Source organism: Streptomyces sp. NPDC006208 (assembly GCF_040613775.1).
Lineage (GTDB): Bacteria > Actinomycetota > Actinomycetes > Streptomycetales > Streptomycetaceae > Streptomyces.
In genome coordinates this window covers 81,589-100,573 of sequence record NZ_JBEXSW010000035.1, presented here as the reverse complement: position 1 = coordinate 100,573, position 18,985 = coordinate 81,589, and the positions used below count along the sequence as shown (strand labels likewise).

The following is an 18,985-nucleotide window of genomic DNA, read 5'->3' as shown; positions in this document are numbered from 1 at the left end:
CATTGACCACCTTGGTGCCCGCCGTGCCGAGCTCCGACACCGGGCCGGCACGAGTGCCGGCCCGGCGCGGCTCGCTCTCTCAGTTCTGCACCGGGACGCTCCACGGCAGAGCGATCCAGACGGTCTTGCCGCCGTCGGCGGTGGGCGTGATGGACAGGCGCCCGCCGCACTCCGCGGTGAGGCTGCGGATGATGACCATGCCGCGGCCGTTGTCCTGCCGGACCGCCGCCGGCAACCGCTGCGGCCAGCGCGGGTAGCTGTCGGTGACACCGATGCTGAGCTGCTCATCGCGCTCCAGCCGCAGATCGACGGTGAACGTGGGCGACTGGCCGAAGGTGTGCTGCACGGCGTTGGTGGCGAGCTCGGAAACGATGAGCCGTACGGTGTCGGCGGCTTCGGCCTCGACGGGCAGTCCCCACCCGGACACGACACTGGTGACATATCTCCGGGCCGCGGAGACCGAGGCCGGATCGCTCGGCAGAGTGACGGATGCTTCTTGCTTGTCTGCCATGGCGACGCTGTCCCTTTCCCACCGGGGCCGGTCTCCGACTCGTAGCGGATGAAATGCGAGGACGGCCACGGATTGCGCTGCGCGTCAGACTGCCACTTATGGGGCGGCAAGGATGCCGATCCACCGGGATAGGCATTTATCTGTCGCTCGATGCGGTGAACTCTGCTACGGGAGAACGTATTTGGGGTGGCCGGCGCTGTGCGGCGTCACAGCGCCGGAGCGGTCCGGACAATCGTGTCGACCGCCCTGTCGAGCTGCTGACCTGTGAGGTCGGCGCGGGCCGTGAGCCGGATGCGGGAGATGCCGTCCGGCACCGACGGCGGGCGGAAGCACCCGACGACCAGCCCCGCCGCCCGGCAGTCCGCCGCCCAGGCCAGAGCGGCCTCGGGCGAGGGCGCCCGCACCGAGACAACGGCCGCGTCCGGGCGCGCCGAGGTCAGACCCGCGGCCGTCAGCCGTCGGTACAGCGTCGCCGCCACCTCACGGGCGCGGCCCGCGAGCTCCGGTTCACGGCGCAGCAGGCGCACGCCGGCCAGCGCCGCCCCGGCCGCGGCCGGGGCGAGGCCGGTGTCGAAGATGAACGTGCGGGCGGTGTTGACGAGATGGTCGATGACCCGGGCCGGTCCGAGGACCGCGCCGCCCTGGCTGCCGAGGGACTTGGAGAGCGTGAGCGTGGTGACGACACCGGTACGGCCTGCGAGGCCGGCGGCGTCCAGGGCGCCGCGGCCGCCGTCGCCCAGGACGCCCAGGCCGTGCGCGTCGTCGACGAGCAGGGCGGCGCCGGCCTCGCGGCAGGCCTCGGCGAGCGCCGGCAGCGGGGCCGCGTCACCGTCCACCGAGAACACCGAGTCGGTGACGGCGACGACACGCCGGCCGCGGTGCGCGTCGAGTGTCTTGCGCACGGCTTCCACGTCCGTGTGCGGGACGACGGCGGTCTCGGCGCGGGAGAGCCGGCAGCCGTCGACGATGGAGGCGTGGTTGCCCGCGTCCGAGACGATCACCGCGTCACGGCCGCTCAGTGCGGTCACGGCGGCGAGGTTGGCGGCGTAGCCGGAGGACAGGACGAGGGCGGCCTCGAATCCGCAGAACTCCGCGAGCTCGCGTTCGAGTTCCGCGTGCAGCTCGGTGCTGCCGGTCACCAGCCGGGAACCCGTCGCCCCCGCGCCCCAGCGGCGTGCCGCTTGTGCCGCGGCCTCGGTGATCTCGGGCCTGCGGGTGAGGCCGAGATAGTCGTTGCTCGCCAGATCGAGGAGCACGGAGTCGGCGGGGCGCGGCCGGAGCGTCCGTACAAGACCGGCGCGCTCACGGCGGCGCGACTCGTCGTCGATCCAGTCGAAAGGATCCTGAGGCATGGTGGTCCGGTCCTTTTGTAGGCAGCGCACAGACCCTAACCGGGTGCGCTCGAGGAGCGGATGTGGCCATGCACACACCTCAAACAGACGCTGTTGTGGGGATCCTCCTTGGCCGTGGCGTGTGCCGTAGGACAGGATCAGCGCCATGGACCTGCTGAACACACTGGTGGAGAAGGGGTTGCGGCGCGAGCTGCCGACCCGTGAAGAAGCGCTCGCCGTGCTGGCGACCTCCGACGACGATCTGCTCGATGTGGTGGCTGCCGCCGGGAAGGTGCGCCGCCAGTGGTTCGGGCGGCGCGTGAAGCTCAACTACCTGGTGAACCTCAAGTCGGGGCTCTGCCCGGAGGACTGTTCGTACTGCTCCCAGCGGCTCGGCTCCAAGGCGGAGATCCTCAAGTACACCTGGCTCAAACCCGACGAGGCATCCGAGGCCGCGGCGGCCGGCGTCGCCGGTGGCGCCAAGCGGGTCTGTCTCGTCGCGAGCGGCCGCGGTCCGACGGACCGGGACGTCGACCGGGTCTCGAAAACCATCGAGGCGATCAAGGAGCAGAACGAGGGTGTCGAGGTCTGTGCCTGTCTCGGGCTGCTCTCCGACGGCCAGGCCGAGCGGCTGCGCGAGGCGGGCGCCGACGCGTACAACCACAACCTGAACACGTCCGAGGGGACGTACGGGGACATCACCACCACGCACACGTACGCCGACCGCGTGGACACGGTGAACAGGGCGCACGCCGCCGGGCTTTCGGCCTGTTCGGGTCTGATCGCGGGCATGGGCGAGAGTGACGAGGACCTGGTGGACGTGGTCTACGCGCTGCGCGAACTGGACCCGGACTCGGTGCCCGTGAACTTCCTGATCCCGTTCGAGGGCACCCCGCTCGCGAAGGAATGGAACCTCACACCGCAGCGTGCGCTGCGCATTCTGGCGATGGTGCGGTTCGTCTGCCCTGACGTGGAGGTACGGCTCGCGGGCGGGCGCGAGGTGCATCTGCGCACGATGCAGCCGCTCGCCCTGCACCTGGTCAACTCGATCTTCCTCGGCGACTATCTGACGAGTGAGGGCCAGGCGGGCAAGGCCGACCTGGAGATGATCACGGACGCGGGTTTCGAGGTGGAGGGTACGGACACCACGACGCTGCCCGAGCACCGGTCGGGCGGTGGCTGCGCGACGTCGGTGTGCGGTGACGGTGGTACGGGCTGCTCCGACAGCGCCCCTGCCGCCGAGGCGAGCCCTGCGGCCTCGGCCGCGTCGGTTCCGGCTTCGGTTCCGGCGTCGGGGGCGCGTACCGATCTGGTCGCCGTGCGCCGCCGTGGAGCAGGCACGGACGTCGCGCCCAATGCCTGAGCTGCCCCCCGCCGAGCTCCGGTCCCTGGACCGGGCCCATGTGTGGCATCCGTACGGCCCGATGCCGGGCCGTACGGACCCGCTGGTCGTCGAATCCGCGTCCGGGGTACGGCTCCGGCTCGCGGAACCGGCCCTTGGGCAGCGCGAGTTGATCGACGGCATGTCGTCGTGGTGGTCGGCGATCCACGGCTACAACCACCCGGTCCTCAACGAGGCGGCATCCGGCCAGCTGGGGCGGATGAGCCATGTGATGTTCGGCGGGCTCACCCACGAGCCCGCCGTACGGCTGGCCACCCGGCTGGTGGAGATCACCCCCGAGCCACTGCAGCACGTCTTCCTGTGCGACTCCGGCTCGGTGTCCGTCGAGGTCTCCGTGAAGATGTGTCTGCAGTACTGGCGTTCGCTGGGGCGGCCGGCCAAGCAGCGCCTGCTCACCTGGCGCGGCGGGTACCACGGGGACACCTGGCAGCCGATGGCGGTGTGCGACCCCGAGGGAGGGATGCACTCGCTGTGGTCGGGCGTGCTGCCGCGCCAGATCTTCGCGGACGCGCCGCCGGCCGGGTACGAGGAGTCGTACGCGGAGGGCCTGCGCGCCTTGGTCGCGCGCCATGCGGACGAGCTGGCCGCGGTGATCGTGGAGCCGGTGGTGCAAGGCGCGGGCGGTATGCGGTTCCACTCCCCCGAGTATCTGCGGGTGCTGCGGGAGGCCTGCGACGAGCATGGGGTCCTGCTGGTCTTCGACGAGATCGCGACCGGGTTCGGCCGCACGGGAGCGCTGTTCGCGGGGGAGCTCGGCGGTGTATCCCCGGATGTGATGTGTGTCGGCAAGGCGCTGACCGGCGGCTATCTCACGATGGCGGCGACGCTGTGCACCTCGCGGGTGGCTGACGGCATCTCGCAGGGCGAGGTTCCCGTACTGGCCCATGGCCCGACGTTCATGGGCAACCCCCTGGCATCGGCCGTGGCGTGCGCGTCGATCGACCTGCTGCTCGCCCAGGACTGGCAGCAGCAGGTCAAGCGCTTGGAGGCGGGCCTGCGCGACGGCCTCGCGGGCGCCGCCGAACTGCCGGGAGTCAAGGACGTACGGGTGCTCGGTGCGATCGGCGTGATCCAGCTGGACCACGACGTGAACATGACGGCTGCGACGGAGGCGGCGGTGCGCGAGGGCGTGTGGCTGCGGCCGTTCCGGGACCTTGTGTACGCGATGCCGCCGTACATCACGGACGACGAGGACCTGGCCCGCGTGTGCCGTGCGCTGCAAGCAGCGGCGACCGCGGGGTGATGCCGCCGGGCGGTGCCGCACGGCGCCGGCGGGGTGGATTCCCCCGCCGGCCCCGCGGGGCGGTGACCGGGCCGTGCCACGACGGGCGGACGAGGCCGTCACCACCGCAGACGGTAGGACCGGGGCTTGCCTGCGAGACCTCGCAGCGGCCCTGGGCGCGCGGCCGCCGACCCGCAGGCGGTGCCCTGCGACCGCCTGCGGGCGGAACCGGCACACCGTGTACCACCAGGCCGACCGGACCGCGGGGTACGTGCCGGACCAGGCGGACCGCGGGGTACGTACCAGGGAGAACCGGCCGCCGGGGACCGGCCTGCGAAACCCGTGCCGGCCGGTGGCGGACCCCGCCCCGGCCCACCGCCCGCGGGGCGGCAGCGGGGTCCGCTCCGCGCGAGGCCGGGGCCGGTGTCGCAGGAGACCTGCCGTGCTGTGCGCAGCGCGGCCGACCAGGAATCGTGGCACGCGCGTCGTGCCGAACCGCAAGACAGGAAACCGCTCCATGCCAGTGATCGTCGTGACCGGGACCGGAACCGAGATCGGCAAGACCGTCGTCACAGCCGCCGTTGCCGCGCTGGCGCGGGCACAGGGCCGGTCCGTCGCCGTGCTCAAGCCCGCGCAGACCGGGGTCGGGCAAAGTGAGGCGGGCGACGTCGACGAGGTGCGGCGGCTGGCCGGCGATGTCACCGGGGTCGAGCTCGCGCGATTCCCCGAGCCGCTCGCGCCCGCGACCGCCGCGCGGCGGGCCGGCCTCGAGCCGGTGCGGCCCCGGCAGGTTGCCGAGGCCGCGCGGAAGCTGGCCGGTGAGTACGACCTGGTGCTCGTCGAGGGTGCCGGCGGCCTGCTCGTACGTTTCGACGACGACGGGGCCACGCTCGCCGATGTGGCCGGGGAGCTGGGTGCGCCCGTGCTGGTGGTGACACCGGCCGGGCTCGGGACGCTGAACATGACGGCCCTGACCGCGGAGGCGCTGCGCGCACGGCAGTTGGAACAGCTCGGGGTGGTCGTGGGCAGCTGGCCCGGCGAGCCGGATCTCGCGGCCCGGTGCAATCTCGCGGATCTGCCCGACGCGGCGGGCGCCCCGCTGCTGGGCGTCGTACCCCAGGGCGCCGGGTCGCTCGCGCCGGCGGACTTCCGCGACCGGGCGGCGGGCTGGCTCGCGCCGCGGCTCGGCGGCACCTGGGACGCGACGGTGTTCACCTCGACGGCGTTCAGTCCGGCCGTACGCTGAGCCTCATGCGAGCAAGGATCGACGAGATCGTCTTCGACTGTCATGACCCGGCGCGACTGGTGCGCTTCTGGGCCGCGGTCCTCGGCGGCGATCCCGTGGACCGAGAGGACGACTGGTCGTACGTCGATCCACCGGAGTGCATGCGGGTGGCCTTCCAGCGCGTACCCGAGGGCAAGGCGGCCAAGAACCGGCTCCATCTGGACATCGACGCCGGTGATGTCGTAGCGGCCGCCGCCGAGGCCGTACGGCTGGGCGCGACCAGGGTCGGCGGGGTCATGACCGACGAGCACGGGCGTTTCCAGGTGCTGCAGGATCCTGAGGGGAACGAATTCTGCTTCGTGGCGGCGCTGGACGGCTGAGTTCCACCGCCCAGGGGGAGAATGGCGGTGACCGGTCCGTCCGTTCCAAGGAGGCCCGCGATGCCGCTGCGCAGCACCAAAGTGCCGCATGACGCCGTCCACCATCCGCTGTTCGCGCGCTTCTACGCCAGGATGAGCGTGACCGCGGACACCAGGGGCGGCATCGCCGCCTACCGCGCAGAGCTGCTCGCCGGGCTGTCGGGCCGGGTGATCGAGATCGGCGCGGGCAACGGGCTGAACTTCGTGCACTACCCCATGGCCGTCAGCGAGGTCGTCGCACTCGAACCGGAGCGCACGCTGCGGAAGTTGGCCGCCGAGGCGGCGCTGCACGCCGAGGTCCCGGTCGATGTGGTGCCGGGCGCGGCCGAGGCGCTGCCGGTCAAGAGCGAGGCCTTCGACGGGGCCGTCGCCTCGCTGGTGCTGTGTTCGGTGCGGGATCTTCCACGGGCGCTGTCGGAGATCCGGCGGGTGCTGCGACCGGGTGGTGAGCTGCGCTTCTTCGAGCACACGCTGGCGGAGGGCCGGGGCCTCGCGCGTACGCAGCGGGTACTGGACCGCACGGTGTGGCCGCTCATGTGCGGTGGCTGCCACACCGCGCGAGACACGGTCGCGGCCATCGAGGCGGCGGGGTTCGAGCTGGGCACACACCGCAGATTCCGGGTGCCGGAGGGCCGTGTCCAGCTGCCGACGTCGCCTTGTGTGCTGGGAGTTGCGCGCCGTCCGTTCGGTACGGACCAGGGACCGGCACCATGGTGAGCCGCCGTCAGGAGATGGCGGCGGCGCGGGTGGGAATCCGGTCCGATCGCCGGCGTATCAGGGCGGGTCGGCCGGGGCGGTGTGCCGGATCAGCGACTCCACTGCCGCAGCTCTTCCGCGATGGTCCGCACGTCCGCCGTGCCCGCCTTCACCAGCCGGGCCAGATCCCGCACCTGCTGTGGTGAGGTGACGACCTTCAGACCACTGGCGACCAGGTAGCCGTAGGCGACGGCGGAGGCGAACATCGCGTTGGAGCGTTCGAGCGCCGGCACATGCAGCAGGAGTTGGAGCAGCGCCGCGGCCCGGGCGTGCGGGTCGCTGTAGACGGCGACACCGAATATCTCGGCGTCATGACGGCTGACGGCGGCCACGAGCGCGCCCCAGTCGGTGACCTGCGGGTCACCGGGGGTCCTGTGCTCGGCGACCATCAGCAGCCATGCCAGGTCGATCTGCAGATTCACGGGGCCAGGTGACGGTGTCTCAGGGGACTCATCGTTGTCCATGTGGAGAAGCTGCCTCGGAAGTGGGCGGGCGCTGAGTGGTTGCGTTGATCAGTATCCCCCAGCGGCCGGCTCCGATCGAGGGCGGCCGCACACCGTCCGCGTCCGGTCGGGACGCGGTGCCGGGCGGCCCGCGGTCACGTCGGGCCGGCGGCTGCGCCGAAGGGGCTCGTCGCCGTCCCCGTCGGCGCACCTGGCCGCACGGGGACGAGCAGTGCGGTGATGTTGTCGTGCCCGCCGGCGTCGAGGGCGTGACCGACCAGCGACCGTGCATCGGCCAGAAGGCCACCGTCGGCGTACGGTGCCCGCCGGCCTCGCGTGGAGGTGGCACGCAGTCCCTCGGCGTCGGCCAGGTAGCGCCACAGTCCGTCGGTACACAGCAGCAGGCGGCCGGGGCCCTGCGGCCGGTAGCTGCGGACTCGCGGCATCGGTTCGTCCGCGTCGGCTCCCAGCCAGGCGGAGAGCGCTTCGTGCTCGCCCGTGTCGTCCTCGGTCAGCGCCATCCCGATTCCCTCATCGGGCAGCCAGTAGGCGCGGCTGTCGCCGATCCAGGCGCTCCAGATGCCCTCCGGACCCGCGATGCCCGCGACGTATGTGCAGGCGGGTGCGGCATCGACCGAGGCGGCCAGGGCGGTGACGGCGCGGCCCGCGCGGGTGGCGGCGTCGCCGAGCGCGACTTCCGGCAGGACGCCCGCCCCGAGGAGTTCCACCAGGGCGGCCGCGCCGACCTCTGCCGCGACCTGAGCGGCTCGTTCCGCCCGGGGGGACATGGACACGCCGTCGCAGACGACGCCGATCGTCCATGTGCCGGCCGTGGTCAGCGCCATGGCGTCGGCGTTGATGCCACGCCGCTTGCCGCGGTCACTGATTCCCGCGGCGCCGCCGGGCGCCGTGATCTCCACATGCGAGCGGAAGGCCGGCTGGGCGGCACCGCAGTCCCAGCAGTGGCCGTCGGGGGCGACTGTTCCTCCGCACCGGACACAGCCCGGGACCGGTGTGATGAGCGTCAACGCTTGTCGCCGAACTCCTCGGCGAAGAGCGACTCGTACTGCTTCATGAAATCGGCGGCCGCGTCCACGAAGGTGCGGCCCGCCTCGCCCGCGTCCTGTTTGACGAGCTCCTCGATGTAGCGGTTCACGCTCACCCCGCGCTGCAGGGCCCGCTGGCGCGCTGCTTCGGCGGTGCTCTCGTCCACCCTTACGTTCAGCTGGGTCTTCGCCATACCATCAAGCTAGCGCGAAGACGCTAGCACCGGCAAGGCGGCGGCCGAATGGCCCTTGCACCGAACCCTGCGGCCGAACCCTGCGACGGATACCGGCGTGTCCCACCCGGCCCTACTCTCCCCTCCTGTACGGGAGTCGGGGAGCACACCCCTGGAGGCGGCCTTGTCCACACCTGTCACTGCACCCACCGGAGACCCGGCCCCGGAGGTACCGCTGGCCGCCCGGGCGCGCTCGCTCACCAAGGCGTACGGCACCGGCGAGACGGTCGTACGCGCCCTGGACGGGGTCGATGTCGACATCACGCGCGGCCGGTTCACCGCGGTGATGGGGCCGTCGGGCTCGGGAAAGTCCACGCTGATGCACTGTCTGGCCGGACTGGACACCGTGTCCGCGGGCCGGGTGTGGCTCGGCGACACGGAGATCACCTCCCTCAAGGAGCGCGAGCTGACCCGGCTGCGCCGGGACCGGATCGGCTTCATGTTCCAGGCGTTCAACCTGCTGCCGACCCTGAACGCCGCCGAGAACATCACGCTGCCCATGGACATCGCCGGTCGCGCACCGGACCGTGAGTGGGTGGACCAGGTCATCGACACGCTCGGCCTGCGCGACCGCCTCAGCCACCGGCCCGCTCAGCTGTCCGGCGGGCAGCAGCAACGGGTCGCCTGCGCGCGGGCTCTCGCCTCCCGGCCCGAGCTGATCTTCGCCGACGAGCCGACCGGCAATCTGGACTCACGCGCGGGCGCCGAGGTGCTGGGCTTCCTCCGGGAGGCCGTCGACCGGCTGGCACAGACGGTCGTCATGGTCACCCACGACCCCGGCGCGGCTGCCTACTCCGATCTGGTGCTGTTCCTGGCGGACGGCCGGATCGTCGATGTCATGTCCGACCCGACGGCAGAGACGGTCCTGGAACGCATGAAGCGTTTCGACACCCTTCGCAGGAGCTGAGGTCACGGTGCTCAAGGCGACGTTGCGGAGTTTCTTCGCCCACAAGGGGCGGCTGCTGCTGTCCGCACTCGCGGTGGTGCTCTCGGTGGCGTTCGTCGCCGGCAGCCTGATCTTCTCGGACACCGTCTCGCGCACCTTCGACCGGCTGTTCGCCTCGACGTCCGCGGATGTCACGGTCTCGCCGAAGGAAGGCATCGGCGAACGGCTGCCGAGGACCGGCGTCGTACGCACCGTCCCGGCCTCGCTGGCCAAGCGCATCGACGCCGTCGAGGGCGTACGGGCGGCCCATGTCGAGGCGTCGGTGGGAAGCCTCACCGTCGTCGACGCCGACAACGAACCGGTCGGCCCGACGACCGGGGCGCCCACGATCGCCACCAACTGGTACGTCACCGACCGCAGTGCGGTGAGGCTCACGAGTGGTCGCGAGCCCGCGGGCCCCGGCGAGGCGCTGCTGGACAAGGACACCGCCGACAACAAGGGCGTACGTATCGGGGACACTCTCACCGTCCTCGCGCAGCCCGGCTCGTTCCCGGTGAAGGTCGTCGGAATCGCCACCTTCGTCACCACCAACCCCGGGGCCGCGCTGGTCTTTCTGGACACGGCGACCGCCCAGACGGAGCTGCTCGGCCGGCCGGACCGGGCCACCTCGATCGCCGTCGATGCCGCGGACGGGGTGTCCGACGACGTGCTCAAGCAGCGGATCGCGGCCGCGCTCGGCGACGGCTACCAGTACCGGACCGCCGACGAACAGGCCAAGTCGGCCGCGGCCCGGCTCGGTGGGTTCCTCGATGTGATCAAGTGGGTGATGCTCGGCTTCGCCGGGGTCGCCGTACTCGTCGGCATCTTTCTGATCGTCAACACCTTCTCGATGCTGATCGCCCAGCGCACCAGGGAACTGGGGCTGTTGCGGGCACTGGGGGCCGACCGCCGCCAGGTGCGGCGCTCGGTGCTGACGGAGGCGCTGCTGCTGGGACTCGTCGGCTCGACAGTGGGGCTGGCGGCAGGGATCGGGCTGGCCGCCGGGCTCATCGAGCTGATGAGCCTGTTCGGCATGAATCTGGACGCCACCGAGATGGTGGTGGGTGTGGCGACCCCCGTGTCGGCCTATGCGGTCGGTGTCGCTGTCACCTTCGTGGCCGCGTATCTGCCGGCCAGGCGCGCGGCGCGGGTGTCGCCGATGGCGGCACTGGTGGACGCGGAGGTCGCCGGGGTGGGACGACCGTTGACGGTCCGGGCGATCGCGGGGTCGGTGGTGGGCGCGGCGGGCCTGGCGGCCCTCGGCGGCTGCGTGGTCAGTGAGCGGACGGCCACCGCCTCCTCCCTGCTCGGTCTGGGTGTGGTGCTGACGCTGATCGCCATGGTGGTGGCGGGACCGCTGCTGGTGCGGCCGGTGATCCGGGTGCTGGGCGGCGCGTTCCCCCGGCTGTTCGGCCCGGTGGGGCGGATGAGCCAGCGCAACGCCCTGCGCAACCCGCGGCGTACGGGAGCCACCGCCGCGGCCCTGATGGTGGGCCTGGCGCTGGTCGGCGGTCTGTCGATCGCCAGCTCCTCGATGACCAGGTCCTTCGACGAGCGGATCGACCGGACGCTCGGAGCGGACTTCGTCGTGCAGAACACCAACTTCACTCCGTTCCCTCGGGAGATCACGCAGAAGGTGGAGGGCGTCGAAAGCGCGGGCACCATCGTGCGGCAGCGCTTCGCACCCCTCGCGCTGACCCTGCCGGACGGCAAGCGCGTGGAGTCGACCGCGTCGGGGTACGACCCCCAGCTGGACGAGGCCGCCCACCTCACCTACGCGAGCGGGGACACCGCCGCCGCGCTGGCGCCGGACAGCATCGCGTTGGACCGCGACTTCGCCGCCGAGCACGACGTACGGGTCGGCTCGGTGCTGCCCGCCGAGTTCCCGGACGGACAGCGGACGCGGCTGACGGTCAGGGCGCTCACCGACAGGGACACGAGCGGCGGGCCGGGGATGGAAGGTGGCGTGTTCATGGGTCTGGCCACCCTGGAGAAATACGTGCCGGGAGGCCAGGAGGCGGCGGTCTACGTCAACGCGGCGGACGGCAGCGACCCGGCCGAGCTGCGCAAGGGGCTGGAGTCGGCGCTCGACCCCTATCCGCAGGTGCAGGTGCGGGACCAGGCGGACTACAAGGAGCTGGTCCGCCGGCAGATCTCGGTGATGCTCTATCTGGTGTACGCGCTGCTGGGTCTGGCCATCATGATCGCCGTGCTGGGCGTGGTCAACACGCTCGCGCTGTCGGTGGTCGAGCGGACCCGCGAGATCGGGCTGCTGCGCGCCATCGGGCTGTCCCGCGTCCAGCTCCGGCGGATGATCCGGCTGGAGTCCGTGGTGATCGCCGTCTTCGGTGCGCTGCTGGGACTCGCGCTCGGTGTGGTGTGGGGCGTGGCCTTGCAGCAGGTGCTGGCGCTCGAGGGGATGGCCGGGTTCGCCGTGCCGTGGGTGACGATGGTGGCCGTCGTGGTCGGGTCGGTCGTGGTGGGCCTCGTCGCGGCGGTGCTGCCCGCGCTGCGGGCCTCCCGGATGAACGTGCTGACCGCCATCGCGCACGAATAGCCGCCGCGCCGCGGTGAGTTCAGGGGCGGGGCCGTCTCGCAGTGCGGAACCCACTGGCCGGGCCGGACCGACAGATGCTTGGCTCCGGTCATGACCGACCTGCACCTGCGCACCGCTGAGGCCGCCGACGCCGAGGCCGTCCTCGCCTTCTGGAAGGAGGCTGCCGAGGGCACGAGCATCACGGACGACGCGGACGGAGTGGCCCGGCTCATCGCACGCGACCCCGAGGCACTGATCCTGGCCGAGCGCGACGGCCTGCTGGTCGGCTCGGTGATCGCGGGCTTCGACGGGTGGCGCTGCTCCCTGTACCGCCTCGCCGTGCTTCCCTCCCACCGGCGGCAGGGGATCTCGGCGGCCCTGCTCGACGCGGCGGAGCAGCGGTTCCACGCGGTGGGCGGCAGGCGCGGCGACGCCATGGTGCTGGAGGCGAACGAGCTCGCTCATCAGGCGTGGGCGTCGGCCGGCTACCACCGCGAGGACCACTGGCGGCGCTGGGTGAAGCCGTTCGCCCAGGCGTAGCCGGCAGGCACCGACCGGACTGCTTTACCGACCCTTTACCATGGGTTGATCATTCACTTCCGGCATGAAAGGTGTGAGCGTCCGCCCATGGGCGAGCCTCCCAGTAGCAGATACCGAGCGATCCTCCTCCCGCTGTCCGACGATGGGACGGAGGTGGACCGATGACCGAAGTGCTCCTGCTCTTCGTGGCCGTGCTGCTCGCGCTCGCCTGCGGAGGCTTCGTCGCGGCGGAATTCTCGCTCACCACGGTCGAGCGCGGTGAGCTCGAACGGGCGGTCGAGCGCGGTGAGCGCGGTGCGAGTGGCGCGCTGAAGGCCGTACGCAGCCTCACCTTCCAGCTCTCCGGCGCACAGCTCGGTATCACCGTCACCAATCTGGTGGTGGGCATGCTCGCCGAGCCGTCGATCGCCAAGCTGATCCGCGGGCCGCTGGAGGCACTCGGCTTCTCGGCCTCGGTCGCCTCCTCGGCCGCGCTCGTGATCGGCACGGCGCTGTCGACCGTGGTGCTGATGGTCGTCGGCGAGCTGGTCCCGAAGAACTGGGCGATCTCCTCGCCGCTGGCCGTCGCCAAGGTGGTGGCCACCCCCCAGCGGGTCTTCACGGCTGCCTTCCGGCCCCTCATCACCCACCTCAACAACACGGCGAACCGCACCGTGAAGCGTATGGGGCTGGAGCCGACGGAGGAGCTGGCGTCCGCGCGCAGCCCCAAGGAGCTGATCGCGCTGGCCAGGCACTCCGCCAAGGCGGGGGCGCTGGAGGCGGACACCGCCGAGCTGTTCGTCCGCACCCTCCATCTGGCCGAGCTGACCGCGGAGAACGTCATGACCCCGCGGGTCCAGGTCACGGCGCTCGACGTGCTCGCGACCGCGGAGGACGTGGCCAACGCCACGCGGGCGACCGGACTGTCGCGCTTCCCCGTGTACCGGGGCAGCCTCGACATCGTCGTCGGCATCGCACACATCAAGGACGTACTGGCCGTCCCGGCCGAGCATCGCCCCAGGCACCGGGTCTCCGAACTGCTGCGCGAGCCGCTGCTCGTACCGGAGACGCTGACCGTGGACCGGCTGCTCGACCGGCTCTCCGGCAGGTCGACGATGGCGGTGGTGATCGACGAGTACGGCGGCACGGCCGGTGTGGTCACGCTGGAGGACATCGTCGAGGAGGTCGTCGGCGAGGTGCGCGACGAGCACGACCCGCACGAGACACCGGATCTGGCTCCGGCGGGCAAGGACGCGGACGGCCGCAACCTGTGGTCGGCGGACGGGGCTGCCCGCACCGACCAGCTGGCCAGCATCGGGCTGCGGGTGCCGGACGGCCCGTACGAGACGCTGGCGGGAGTGGTGGCGACCGAGCTGGGACGTATCCCGGTCCCGGGCGACCGTCTCGACATCGACGGGTGGCAGCTCGAAGTGGGGGACGCCACGGGCCGGCGGGCTGCGCGGGTGCTGTTGCACGCGCCGCTGAAGCCGGTGCAGGACACGGCCCCCAGGGCGGACCGGTCCGAGCGCGGCGGCCGCTTCGGGCGGGGCGAGCGCATCGACCGGGCGGGTGCCTCGGACCAGGCGGACGGAACCGGCGGAAGCGACGGGACCGGACGCGGGCGCAGTGAGGAGGCCGGACGATGATCGCTGTCCAGCTCTTCATCGGTTTTCTCACGCTGGTCGTCAACGCCTTCTTCGTCGGCGCCGAGTTCGCGCTGATCTCCGTGCGGCGCAGCCAGATCGAGCCGGAGGCACAGGCCGGCAACCGACGCGCACGCAGCGTGTTGTGGGCCCTCGAACATGTCTCGGCGCTGCTGGCCGCCGCCCAGCTGGGCATCACGGCGTGCACCCTCGTGCTCGGCATCGTCGCCGAGCCGGCCATCGCCCATCTGCTGGAGCCGGTCTTCGACGCGCTGGGAGTGCCGCACGGTGCGGTGCACCCGATCTCGTTCGTGATCGCTCTGTCGCTGGCGACCTATCTGCACATGCTGCTCGGCGAGATGGTGCCGAAGAACATCGCACTCGCGGAGCCGGTGCGCAGCGCGCTGCTGCTGGGCCCGCCACTGGTGGCACTGGCCAGGGCGCTGCGCCCGGTGATCTTCTCGATCAACGCGATGGCGAACGGCCTGCTGAAGCTGTTGCGGGTGGAGACGAAGGACGAGGTGTCCGCGACGTTCTCGGACGACGAGCTGGCCTCACTGGTCCGTGACTCCGGCGACGCCGGACTGCTGGACGACCGTTCGGCGGCACGGCTGCGCGACGCACTGGAGCTGGGCCGCAGGCCGGTGCGGGATGTGGTGATGCCGGTCGAGCGCGTGGTGTACGCACGCGCCGGGACCACCCCGGAGCAGTTGGAACTTCTGTCCGCCGAGTCCGGGTTCTCGCGCTTCCCCGTCATCGACGACGACCGGCGCATCCTGGGCTACCTCCACGTCAAGGACGCCCTGGACGCCGCTCCGAGGGACGAGCCGTTCCCGGTCTCGGCGCTGCGCCCGATCGCCCGCGTCCGGGCGACCAGCCCGCTCGACGACGTGCTCACCGCGATGCGCCGCAGCCGCACCCACCTGGCGGCGGTGCTGGACGAGGAGGGCCGGCCGGAGGGCCTGGTGACGATGGAGGACATCCTGCGCGAACTGGTCGGCCGGTCCGACTGACGGGCGTCGGGGCCCGGGGCCGAGCTGCTCCGGGCCGCTGCCTCCGGGGAGAGTGCGGGTGGCCGCCGAGCGCGTCGGGCCGGCATCCCCGGAGCTCTCACCGCGGGGTACGGGAGGACACCGGCGGCCTCGCCGATCTCGCTCCCGAGGACAGCGGCTGCCGCTTCGGCGGCGCGCACCCACAAGGACGCCGGACGGCGCGGTGCGTCCGGGCGGTCGACCGCCCGGACGTCCGCCGAACAGACCCGGGACCACCGGCACACAGAGGCGCCCGTCCGACCTGACGCTCACGTGCCCGGTCGGCAGCCGGGGGCGGGTGCGGAGGCCCCGCCCGCCCGGCCCGGCGTCGCCTCCGCGTCCCGTGCGCCGGCACTACAGCGCCGTCGCCGCCACCCACGCGTCCAGAAGGGCACGGTCGCCGGCGACGGCGAACCGGACGTCGTCCGGGCGCATACGGCCGTAGGTGAGCAGCAGCAGGTCGGCGACCGGCGCCTGGACGCACACCGTGGCCGCATCGGCCGCGGGGCCGCACCTGGTCCAGGCGTACCCGGCGCTGCCGAACGTGATCGTCCAGCCGCCGCCGGTGTCGGTGGCCGACAGGTGCAGCGAGCCGTCCGGCAGCCTGCCGACGGGCTCGGCGATCCGGCCCAGGTGCGGAAGGTTCTCCAGGAACTCGTCGATCCCGTCGGCGGCGGCGCCGGCCGGAATGCCGGGTTCCCGGCCGAGGGCGAGCTCTGCGTCCGCGAGGTGGATCTGCGCCTCGAACAGCAGCCGCCGCGGGAAGAAGGCCACCCGCTGCTCGGCGCCGTGGGACCACATCGGGGTCTCCGGGTCCACCTTGCGCAGGGTGCGCAGCGTCGCCTCGGCGCTGCGGGCCAGCCATTCCGGGTACGCCGCGGGGTCGTCGGGCAGGTCGAGGGGTATGTCCCGTGACCAGACCCGCTCGGCGGCCCGGGTCCGTACGAGGTGCTCCATCCAGCGGTGCGTGGTGCCGTGATGCTTCACCAGGTCCGCGAAGGTCCAGCCGGGACACGTCGGCACCGGGGTCGCGGGGTCCACGTCCCGTACGGCCTCGACGAAGCGCCGCACCAGGTCCTCGACGCCGTCGCAGTACAGCTCGTGCTGATCGTCGTCGAGGCCGAAGCCTTCGGGAACCTTCAGCAGATCGTCCCGCCAGGCGCCCGCCGGGTGGCGTGCCGCCACCTTGCGGAAGAGTCCGGCCAGTTCACGCCGGTCGGCGGGCGGGAGCCGGTCGAGCAGATACGCGGTGGTCTCCAGCCACTTCACCGCGGTGTCCGGGTCGAGCACATCGTCGTCACAGGTATCGATCGAGGTCACCACATCGGCCAGTGCTTCGGCCAGAGCGTGGAGCAGTGCATCACTCACAGGACTCCCCTCCCGGTACGGAACCGACGGACCTTACCGCGCGGTACGATCGCTCCGCCATGGAGATGAATGCCAACTACACCAGTTTTGTCGCGGTCGGTGACTCGTTCACCGAGGGGATGTCCGACCTCCTCCCCGACGGTTCCTACCGAGGGTGGGCGGATGTGCTCGCCGCCCGGCTGGCCGCGCGGTCTCCGGGCTTCCGTTACGCCAATCTCGCCGTGCGCGGGAAGCTCATCGGCCAGATAGTCGACGAGCAGATCGACACGGCGGCCGCCATGCAGGCGGATGTGGTCACCCTCGTGGGCGGGCTGAACGACACGCTGCGGCCCAAGTGCGACATGCCCCGGGTGTGCGGGCTGCTGGAGGAGGCCGTCGAGAGGCTCGCACCGTCGTGCGGACAGCTGGTGCTGATGCGCAGCCCGGGCCGCAGCGGCCCCGTGCTGGAGCGCTTCCGCCCGCGCATGGAGGAGCTGTTCGCGCACGTCGACAAGCTCGCGGCCCGGCACGGTGCGCGGGTGGTGGACCTGTACGGGTCGTCGGCGCTGAGCGACCGGCGGATGTGGGACGTGGACCGGCTGCATCTGACACCGGAAGGGCACCGCCGTGTCGCCGAGGCGGTGTGGCAGACACTCGGGCACGAGGCCGAGGAGGACTGGCAGGCACCGCTGCCGCCCGCCGTCCCGGCGAGGTGGGCCGAGCAGCTCGGCGCCGACCTTCGGTTCGCCCGCCAGTACCTGGGGCCCTGGATCGGCCGTCGGCTGACGGGGCGCTCCTCGGGCGACGGCCGTCCGCCCAAGCGGGCCGAACTGCTTCCGTACGAGTCGCCGCTCGGCCTGGACGAGGCGCGTTCGTAGCAAGGTACGAATGGGGGCGGGGCGCTGGCCTGCAGAAATCGCCAGTAGAATCTGGACACGTGACTGCTGTGTCTGCGAAGCCTCGCATCCCCAATGTCCTGGCCGGCCGCTACGCCTCTGCGGAGCTCGCCGTCCTCTGGTCCCCCGAGCAGAAGGTCAAGCTGGAGCGTCAGCTCTGGCTCGCGGTGCTGCGTGCCCAGAAGGACCTCGGGATCGAGGTGCCGGATGCCGCCCTCGCCGACTACGAGCGGGTGCTCGACCAGGTCGACCTGGCGTCGATCGCCGAGCGCGAGAAGGTCACGCGCCACGATGTGAAGGCGCGCATCGAGGAGTTCAACGCGCTCGCCGGCCATGAGCACGTGCACAAGGGCATGACCTCCCGCGACCTGACCGAGAACGTCGAGCAGTTGCAGATCCGGCTGTCGCTGGAGCTGATGCGCGACCGTACGGTCGCCGTACTGGTCCGTCTCGGCAAGCGGGCGGGCGAGTACGCGGAGCTGGTCATGGCCGGCCGCTCGCACAATGTCGCCGCGCAGGCCACGACGCTGGGCAAGCGCTTCGCGACCGCCGCCGACGAACTGCTGGTCGCCTACGACCGTCTCGAGGACCTGCTCGGCCGCTACCCGCTGCGCGGCATCAAGGGCCCGGTCGGCACCGCCCAGGACATGCTCGACCTGCTCGGCGGCGACACCGCGAAGCTGGCGGAGCTGGAGCAGCGCATCGCCGGTCACCTGGGCTTCGCGCACGCCTTCACCTCGGTCGGCCAGGTCTACCCCCGGTCGCTGGACTACGACGTCGTCTCGGCGCTCGTGCAGCTCGCCGCGGCACCGTCCTCGGTCGCCAAGACCATCCGGCTGATGGCAGGGCACGAACTTGTCACCGAGGGCTTCAAGCCCGGCCAGGTCGGTTCCTCCGCCATGCCGCACAAGATGAACACCCGCTCCTGCGAGCGTGTCAACGGCCTGATGGTCATCCTGCGCGGCTACGCCTCGATGACCGGCGAACTCGCCGGCGACCAGTGGAACGAGGGCGATGTGTCCTGCTCCGTGGTGCGCCGGGTGGCACTGCCGGACGCGTTCTTCGCCTTCGACGGTCTGCTGGAGACGTTCCTGACCGTGCTCGACGAGTTCGGCGCGTTCCCCGCCGTCGTCGCGCGCGAGCTGGACCGCTACCTGCCGTTCCTCGCCACGACCAAGGTGCTGATGGGCGCGGTGCGCGCCGGAGTCGGACGCGAGGTCGCGCACGAGGCCATCAAGGAGAACGCGGTCGCGTCCGCGCTGGCGATGCGTGAGCAGGGCGCGGAGCGCAACGAACTGCTCGACAAACTCGCCGCCGACGAGCGGATCCCGCTGGACCGGGCGCAGCTGGACGCGCTGATGGCCGACAAGCTGTCGTTCACGGGCGCGGCGGGCGAGCAGGTCACCTCGGTGGTCGGCCGGATCGAGGAGATCGCCAAGCAGCACCCGGAGGCAGCGGGCTACATCCCGGGCTCGATCCTCTGAGCCGCGATGGACGCCG

The 18,985-nt window shown here is 71.7% G+C and carries 18 protein-coding genes; 12 read left to right on the top strand and 6 right to left on the bottom strand.

Translation table 11 applies throughout. From position 1 onward, the window contains the following. Positions 1–79 precede the first annotated feature (79 nt). A complete protein-coding gene (locus ABZ208_RS26555) occupies positions 80–511 on the bottom strand; it encodes an ATP-binding protein (protein WP_328403224.1) in 432 nt (143 codons plus the stop codon). Positions 512–717: 206 nt separating this feature from the next. Next, the gene (locus ABZ208_RS26550; protein WP_356911973.1) at positions 718–1,863 is read right to left on the bottom strand and encodes an 8-amino-7-oxononanoate synthase; all 1,146 of its coding nucleotides are present in this window, start codon (positions 1,861–1,863) and stop codon (positions 718–720) included. A gap of 145 nt (positions 1,864–2,008) precedes the next feature. On the opposite strand from ABZ208_RS26550, the gene bioB reads away from it, so the two are divergent. The 5 genes from bioB to ABZ208_RS26525 all read left to right on the top strand — a co-directional run bounded on the left by bioB (position 2,009) and on the right by ABZ208_RS26525 (position 6,827). Next, a complete protein-coding gene (bioB, locus tag ABZ208_RS26545) occupies positions 2,009–3,205 on the top strand; it encodes a biotin synthase BioB (protein ID WP_356911972.1) in 1,197 nt (398 codons plus the stop codon). Further along, positions 3,198–4,487, top strand: coding sequence for an adenosylmethionine--8-amino-7-oxononanoate transaminase (locus ABZ208_RS26540; RefSeq protein WP_356911971.1), 1,290 nt, complete (start codon positions 3,198–3,200; stop codon positions 4,485–4,487). Before bioB ends, ABZ208_RS26540 begins: the two co-directional genes overlap by 8 nt. Positions 4,488–4,983: 496 nt before the next feature. Then, entirely contained in the window at positions 4,984–5,712 is a 729-nt protein-coding gene (gene bioD / locus ABZ208_RS26535; protein WP_356911970.1) for a dethiobiotin synthase, read from the top strand. 5 nt (positions 5,713–5,717) lie between these two features. Then, on the top strand, positions 5,718–6,071 hold the full coding sequence (locus ABZ208_RS26530) for a VOC family protein (protein ID WP_356911969.1): 354 nt from the start codon (positions 5,718–5,720) through the stop codon (positions 6,069–6,071). A 60-nt stretch (positions 6,072–6,131) separates the two neighbouring features. Further along, complete coding sequence (locus tag ABZ208_RS26525; protein WP_356911968.1) at positions 6,132–6,827, top strand: class I SAM-dependent methyltransferase; 696 nt, start codon at positions 6,132–6,134, stop codon at positions 6,825–6,827. 89 nt (positions 6,828–6,916) lie between these two features. Here the strand turns inward: ABZ208_RS26525 and ABZ208_RS26520 are convergent, their stop codons facing one another. The 3 genes from ABZ208_RS26520 to ABZ208_RS26510 form a co-directional block, all read right to left on the bottom strand. Further along, positions 6,917–7,288: a fic family toxin-antitoxin system, toxin component gene (locus tag ABZ208_RS26520; RefSeq protein ID WP_356911967.1), complete on the bottom strand. Its 372-nt coding sequence runs from the start codon at positions 7,286–7,288 to the stop codon at positions 6,917–6,919. A gap of 176 nt (positions 7,289–7,464) precedes the next feature. Continuing rightward, positions 7,465–8,337 (bottom strand): protein phosphatase 2C domain-containing protein, encoded by an 873-nt coding sequence (locus tag ABZ208_RS26515; RefSeq protein ID WP_356911966.1) that lies wholly within the window; start codon positions 8,335–8,337, stop codon positions 7,465–7,467. Then, positions 8,334–8,549: an antitoxin gene (locus tag ABZ208_RS26510; protein ID WP_328403208.1), complete on the bottom strand. Its 216-nt coding sequence runs from the start codon at positions 8,547–8,549 to the stop codon at positions 8,334–8,336. The genes ABZ208_RS26515 and ABZ208_RS26510 overlap by 4 nt, the downstream gene beginning before the upstream one ends. A gap of 163 nt (positions 8,550–8,712) precedes the next feature. Between ABZ208_RS26510 and ABZ208_RS26505 the strand changes: the two genes are divergently transcribed. The 5 genes from ABZ208_RS26505 (at position 8,713) to ABZ208_RS26485 (ending at position 15,224) form a co-directional block, all read left to right on the top strand. Then, positions 8,713–9,495, top strand: coding sequence for an ABC transporter ATP-binding protein (locus ABZ208_RS26505; protein WP_356911965.1), 783 nt, complete (start codon positions 8,713–8,715; stop codon positions 9,493–9,495). A gap of 7 nt (positions 9,496–9,502) precedes the next feature. Beyond that, positions 9,503–12,070 carry an FtsX-like permease family protein gene (locus tag ABZ208_RS26500; RefSeq protein ID WP_356911964.1) on the top strand — a complete coding sequence of 856 codons (2,568 nt, stop codon included), beginning with the start codon at positions 9,503–9,505 and terminating at the stop codon, positions 12,068–12,070. Between the two features lie 90 nt (positions 12,071–12,160). Further along, complete coding sequence (locus ABZ208_RS26495; RefSeq protein ID WP_356911963.1) at positions 12,161–12,589, top strand: GNAT family N-acetyltransferase; 429 nt, start codon at positions 12,161–12,163, stop codon at positions 12,587–12,589. 161 nt (positions 12,590–12,750) lie between these two features. Then, positions 12,751–14,214 (top strand): hemolysin family protein, encoded by a 1,464-nt coding sequence (locus ABZ208_RS26490; RefSeq protein ID WP_356911962.1) that lies wholly within the window; start codon positions 12,751–12,753, stop codon positions 14,212–14,214. Then, positions 14,211–15,224 carry a hemolysin family protein gene (locus tag ABZ208_RS26485; RefSeq protein ID WP_356911961.1) on the top strand — a complete coding sequence of 338 codons (1,014 nt, stop codon included), beginning with the start codon at positions 14,211–14,213 and terminating at the stop codon, positions 15,222–15,224. Before ABZ208_RS26490 ends, ABZ208_RS26485 begins: the two co-directional genes overlap by 4 nt. Before the next feature lie 372 nt (positions 15,225–15,596). Here ABZ208_RS26485 and ABZ208_RS26480 read toward each other — a convergent pair whose 3' ends face one another. Next, entirely contained in the window at positions 15,597–16,610 is a 1,014-nt protein-coding gene (locus tag ABZ208_RS26480) for a maleylpyruvate isomerase family mycothiol-dependent enzyme (protein ID WP_356911960.1), read from the bottom strand. 59 nt (positions 16,611–16,669) lie between these two features. On the opposite strand from ABZ208_RS26480, the gene ABZ208_RS26475 reads away from it, so the two are divergent. Both ABZ208_RS26475 and purB read left to right on the top strand, forming a co-directional pair. Then, positions 16,670–17,467 (top strand): SGNH/GDSL hydrolase family protein, encoded by a 798-nt coding sequence (locus tag ABZ208_RS26475; protein WP_356911959.1) that lies wholly within the window; start codon positions 16,670–16,672, stop codon positions 17,465–17,467. Between the two features lie 59 nt (positions 17,468–17,526). Continuing rightward, a complete protein-coding gene (gene purB, locus ABZ208_RS26470) occupies positions 17,527–18,969 on the top strand; it encodes an adenylosuccinate lyase (RefSeq protein WP_356911958.1) in 1,443 nt (480 codons plus the stop codon). Positions 18,970–18,985: the final 16 nt, after the last annotated feature.

What these genes read in the sequence shown, in the direction of transcription:
- ABZ208_RS26475 (WP_356911959.1), top strand. Translation starts at nt 16,670, where the DNA reads ATGGAGATGAATGCCAACTACACCAGTTTTGTCGCGGTCGGTGACTCG.
- ABZ208_RS26510 (WP_328403208.1), bottom strand. Translation starts at nt 8,549, where the DNA reads ATGGCGAAGACCCAGCTGAACGTAAGGGTGGACGAGAGCACCGCCGAA.
- ABZ208_RS26495 (WP_356911963.1), top strand. Translation starts at nt 12,161, where the DNA reads ATGACCGACCTGCACCTGCGCACCGCTGAGGCCGCCGACGCCGAGGCC.
- ABZ208_RS26530 (WP_356911969.1), top strand. Translation starts at nt 5,718, where the DNA reads ATGCGAGCAAGGATCGACGAGATCGTCTTCGACTGTCATGACCCGGCG.
- ABZ208_RS26490 (WP_356911962.1), top strand. Translation starts at nt 12,751, where the DNA reads ATGACCGAAGTGCTCCTGCTCTTCGTGGCCGTGCTGCTCGCGCTCGCC.
- ABZ208_RS26555 (WP_328403224.1), bottom strand. Translation starts at nt 511, where the DNA reads ATGGCAGACAAGCAAGAAGCATCCGTCACTCTGCCGAGCGATCCGGCC.
- ABZ208_RS26550 (WP_356911973.1), bottom strand. Translation starts at nt 1,863, where the DNA reads ATGCCTCAGGATCCTTTCGACTGGATCGACGACGAGTCGCGCCGCCGT.
- ABZ208_RS26540 (WP_356911971.1), top strand. Translation starts at nt 3,198, where the DNA reads ATGCCTGAGCTGCCCCCCGCCGAGCTCCGGTCCCTGGACCGGGCCCAT.
- ABZ208_RS26485 (WP_356911961.1), top strand. Translation starts at nt 14,211, where the DNA reads ATGATCGCTGTCCAGCTCTTCATCGGTTTTCTCACGCTGGTCGTCAAC.
- bioD (WP_356911970.1), top strand. Translation starts at nt 4,984, where the DNA reads ATGCCAGTGATCGTCGTGACCGGGACCGGAACCGAGATCGGCAAGACC.
- bioB (WP_356911972.1), top strand. Translation starts at nt 2,009, where the DNA reads ATGGACCTGCTGAACACACTGGTGGAGAAGGGGTTGCGGCGCGAGCTG.
- ABZ208_RS26525 (WP_356911968.1), top strand. Translation starts at nt 6,132, where the DNA reads ATGCCGCTGCGCAGCACCAAAGTGCCGCATGACGCCGTCCACCATCCG.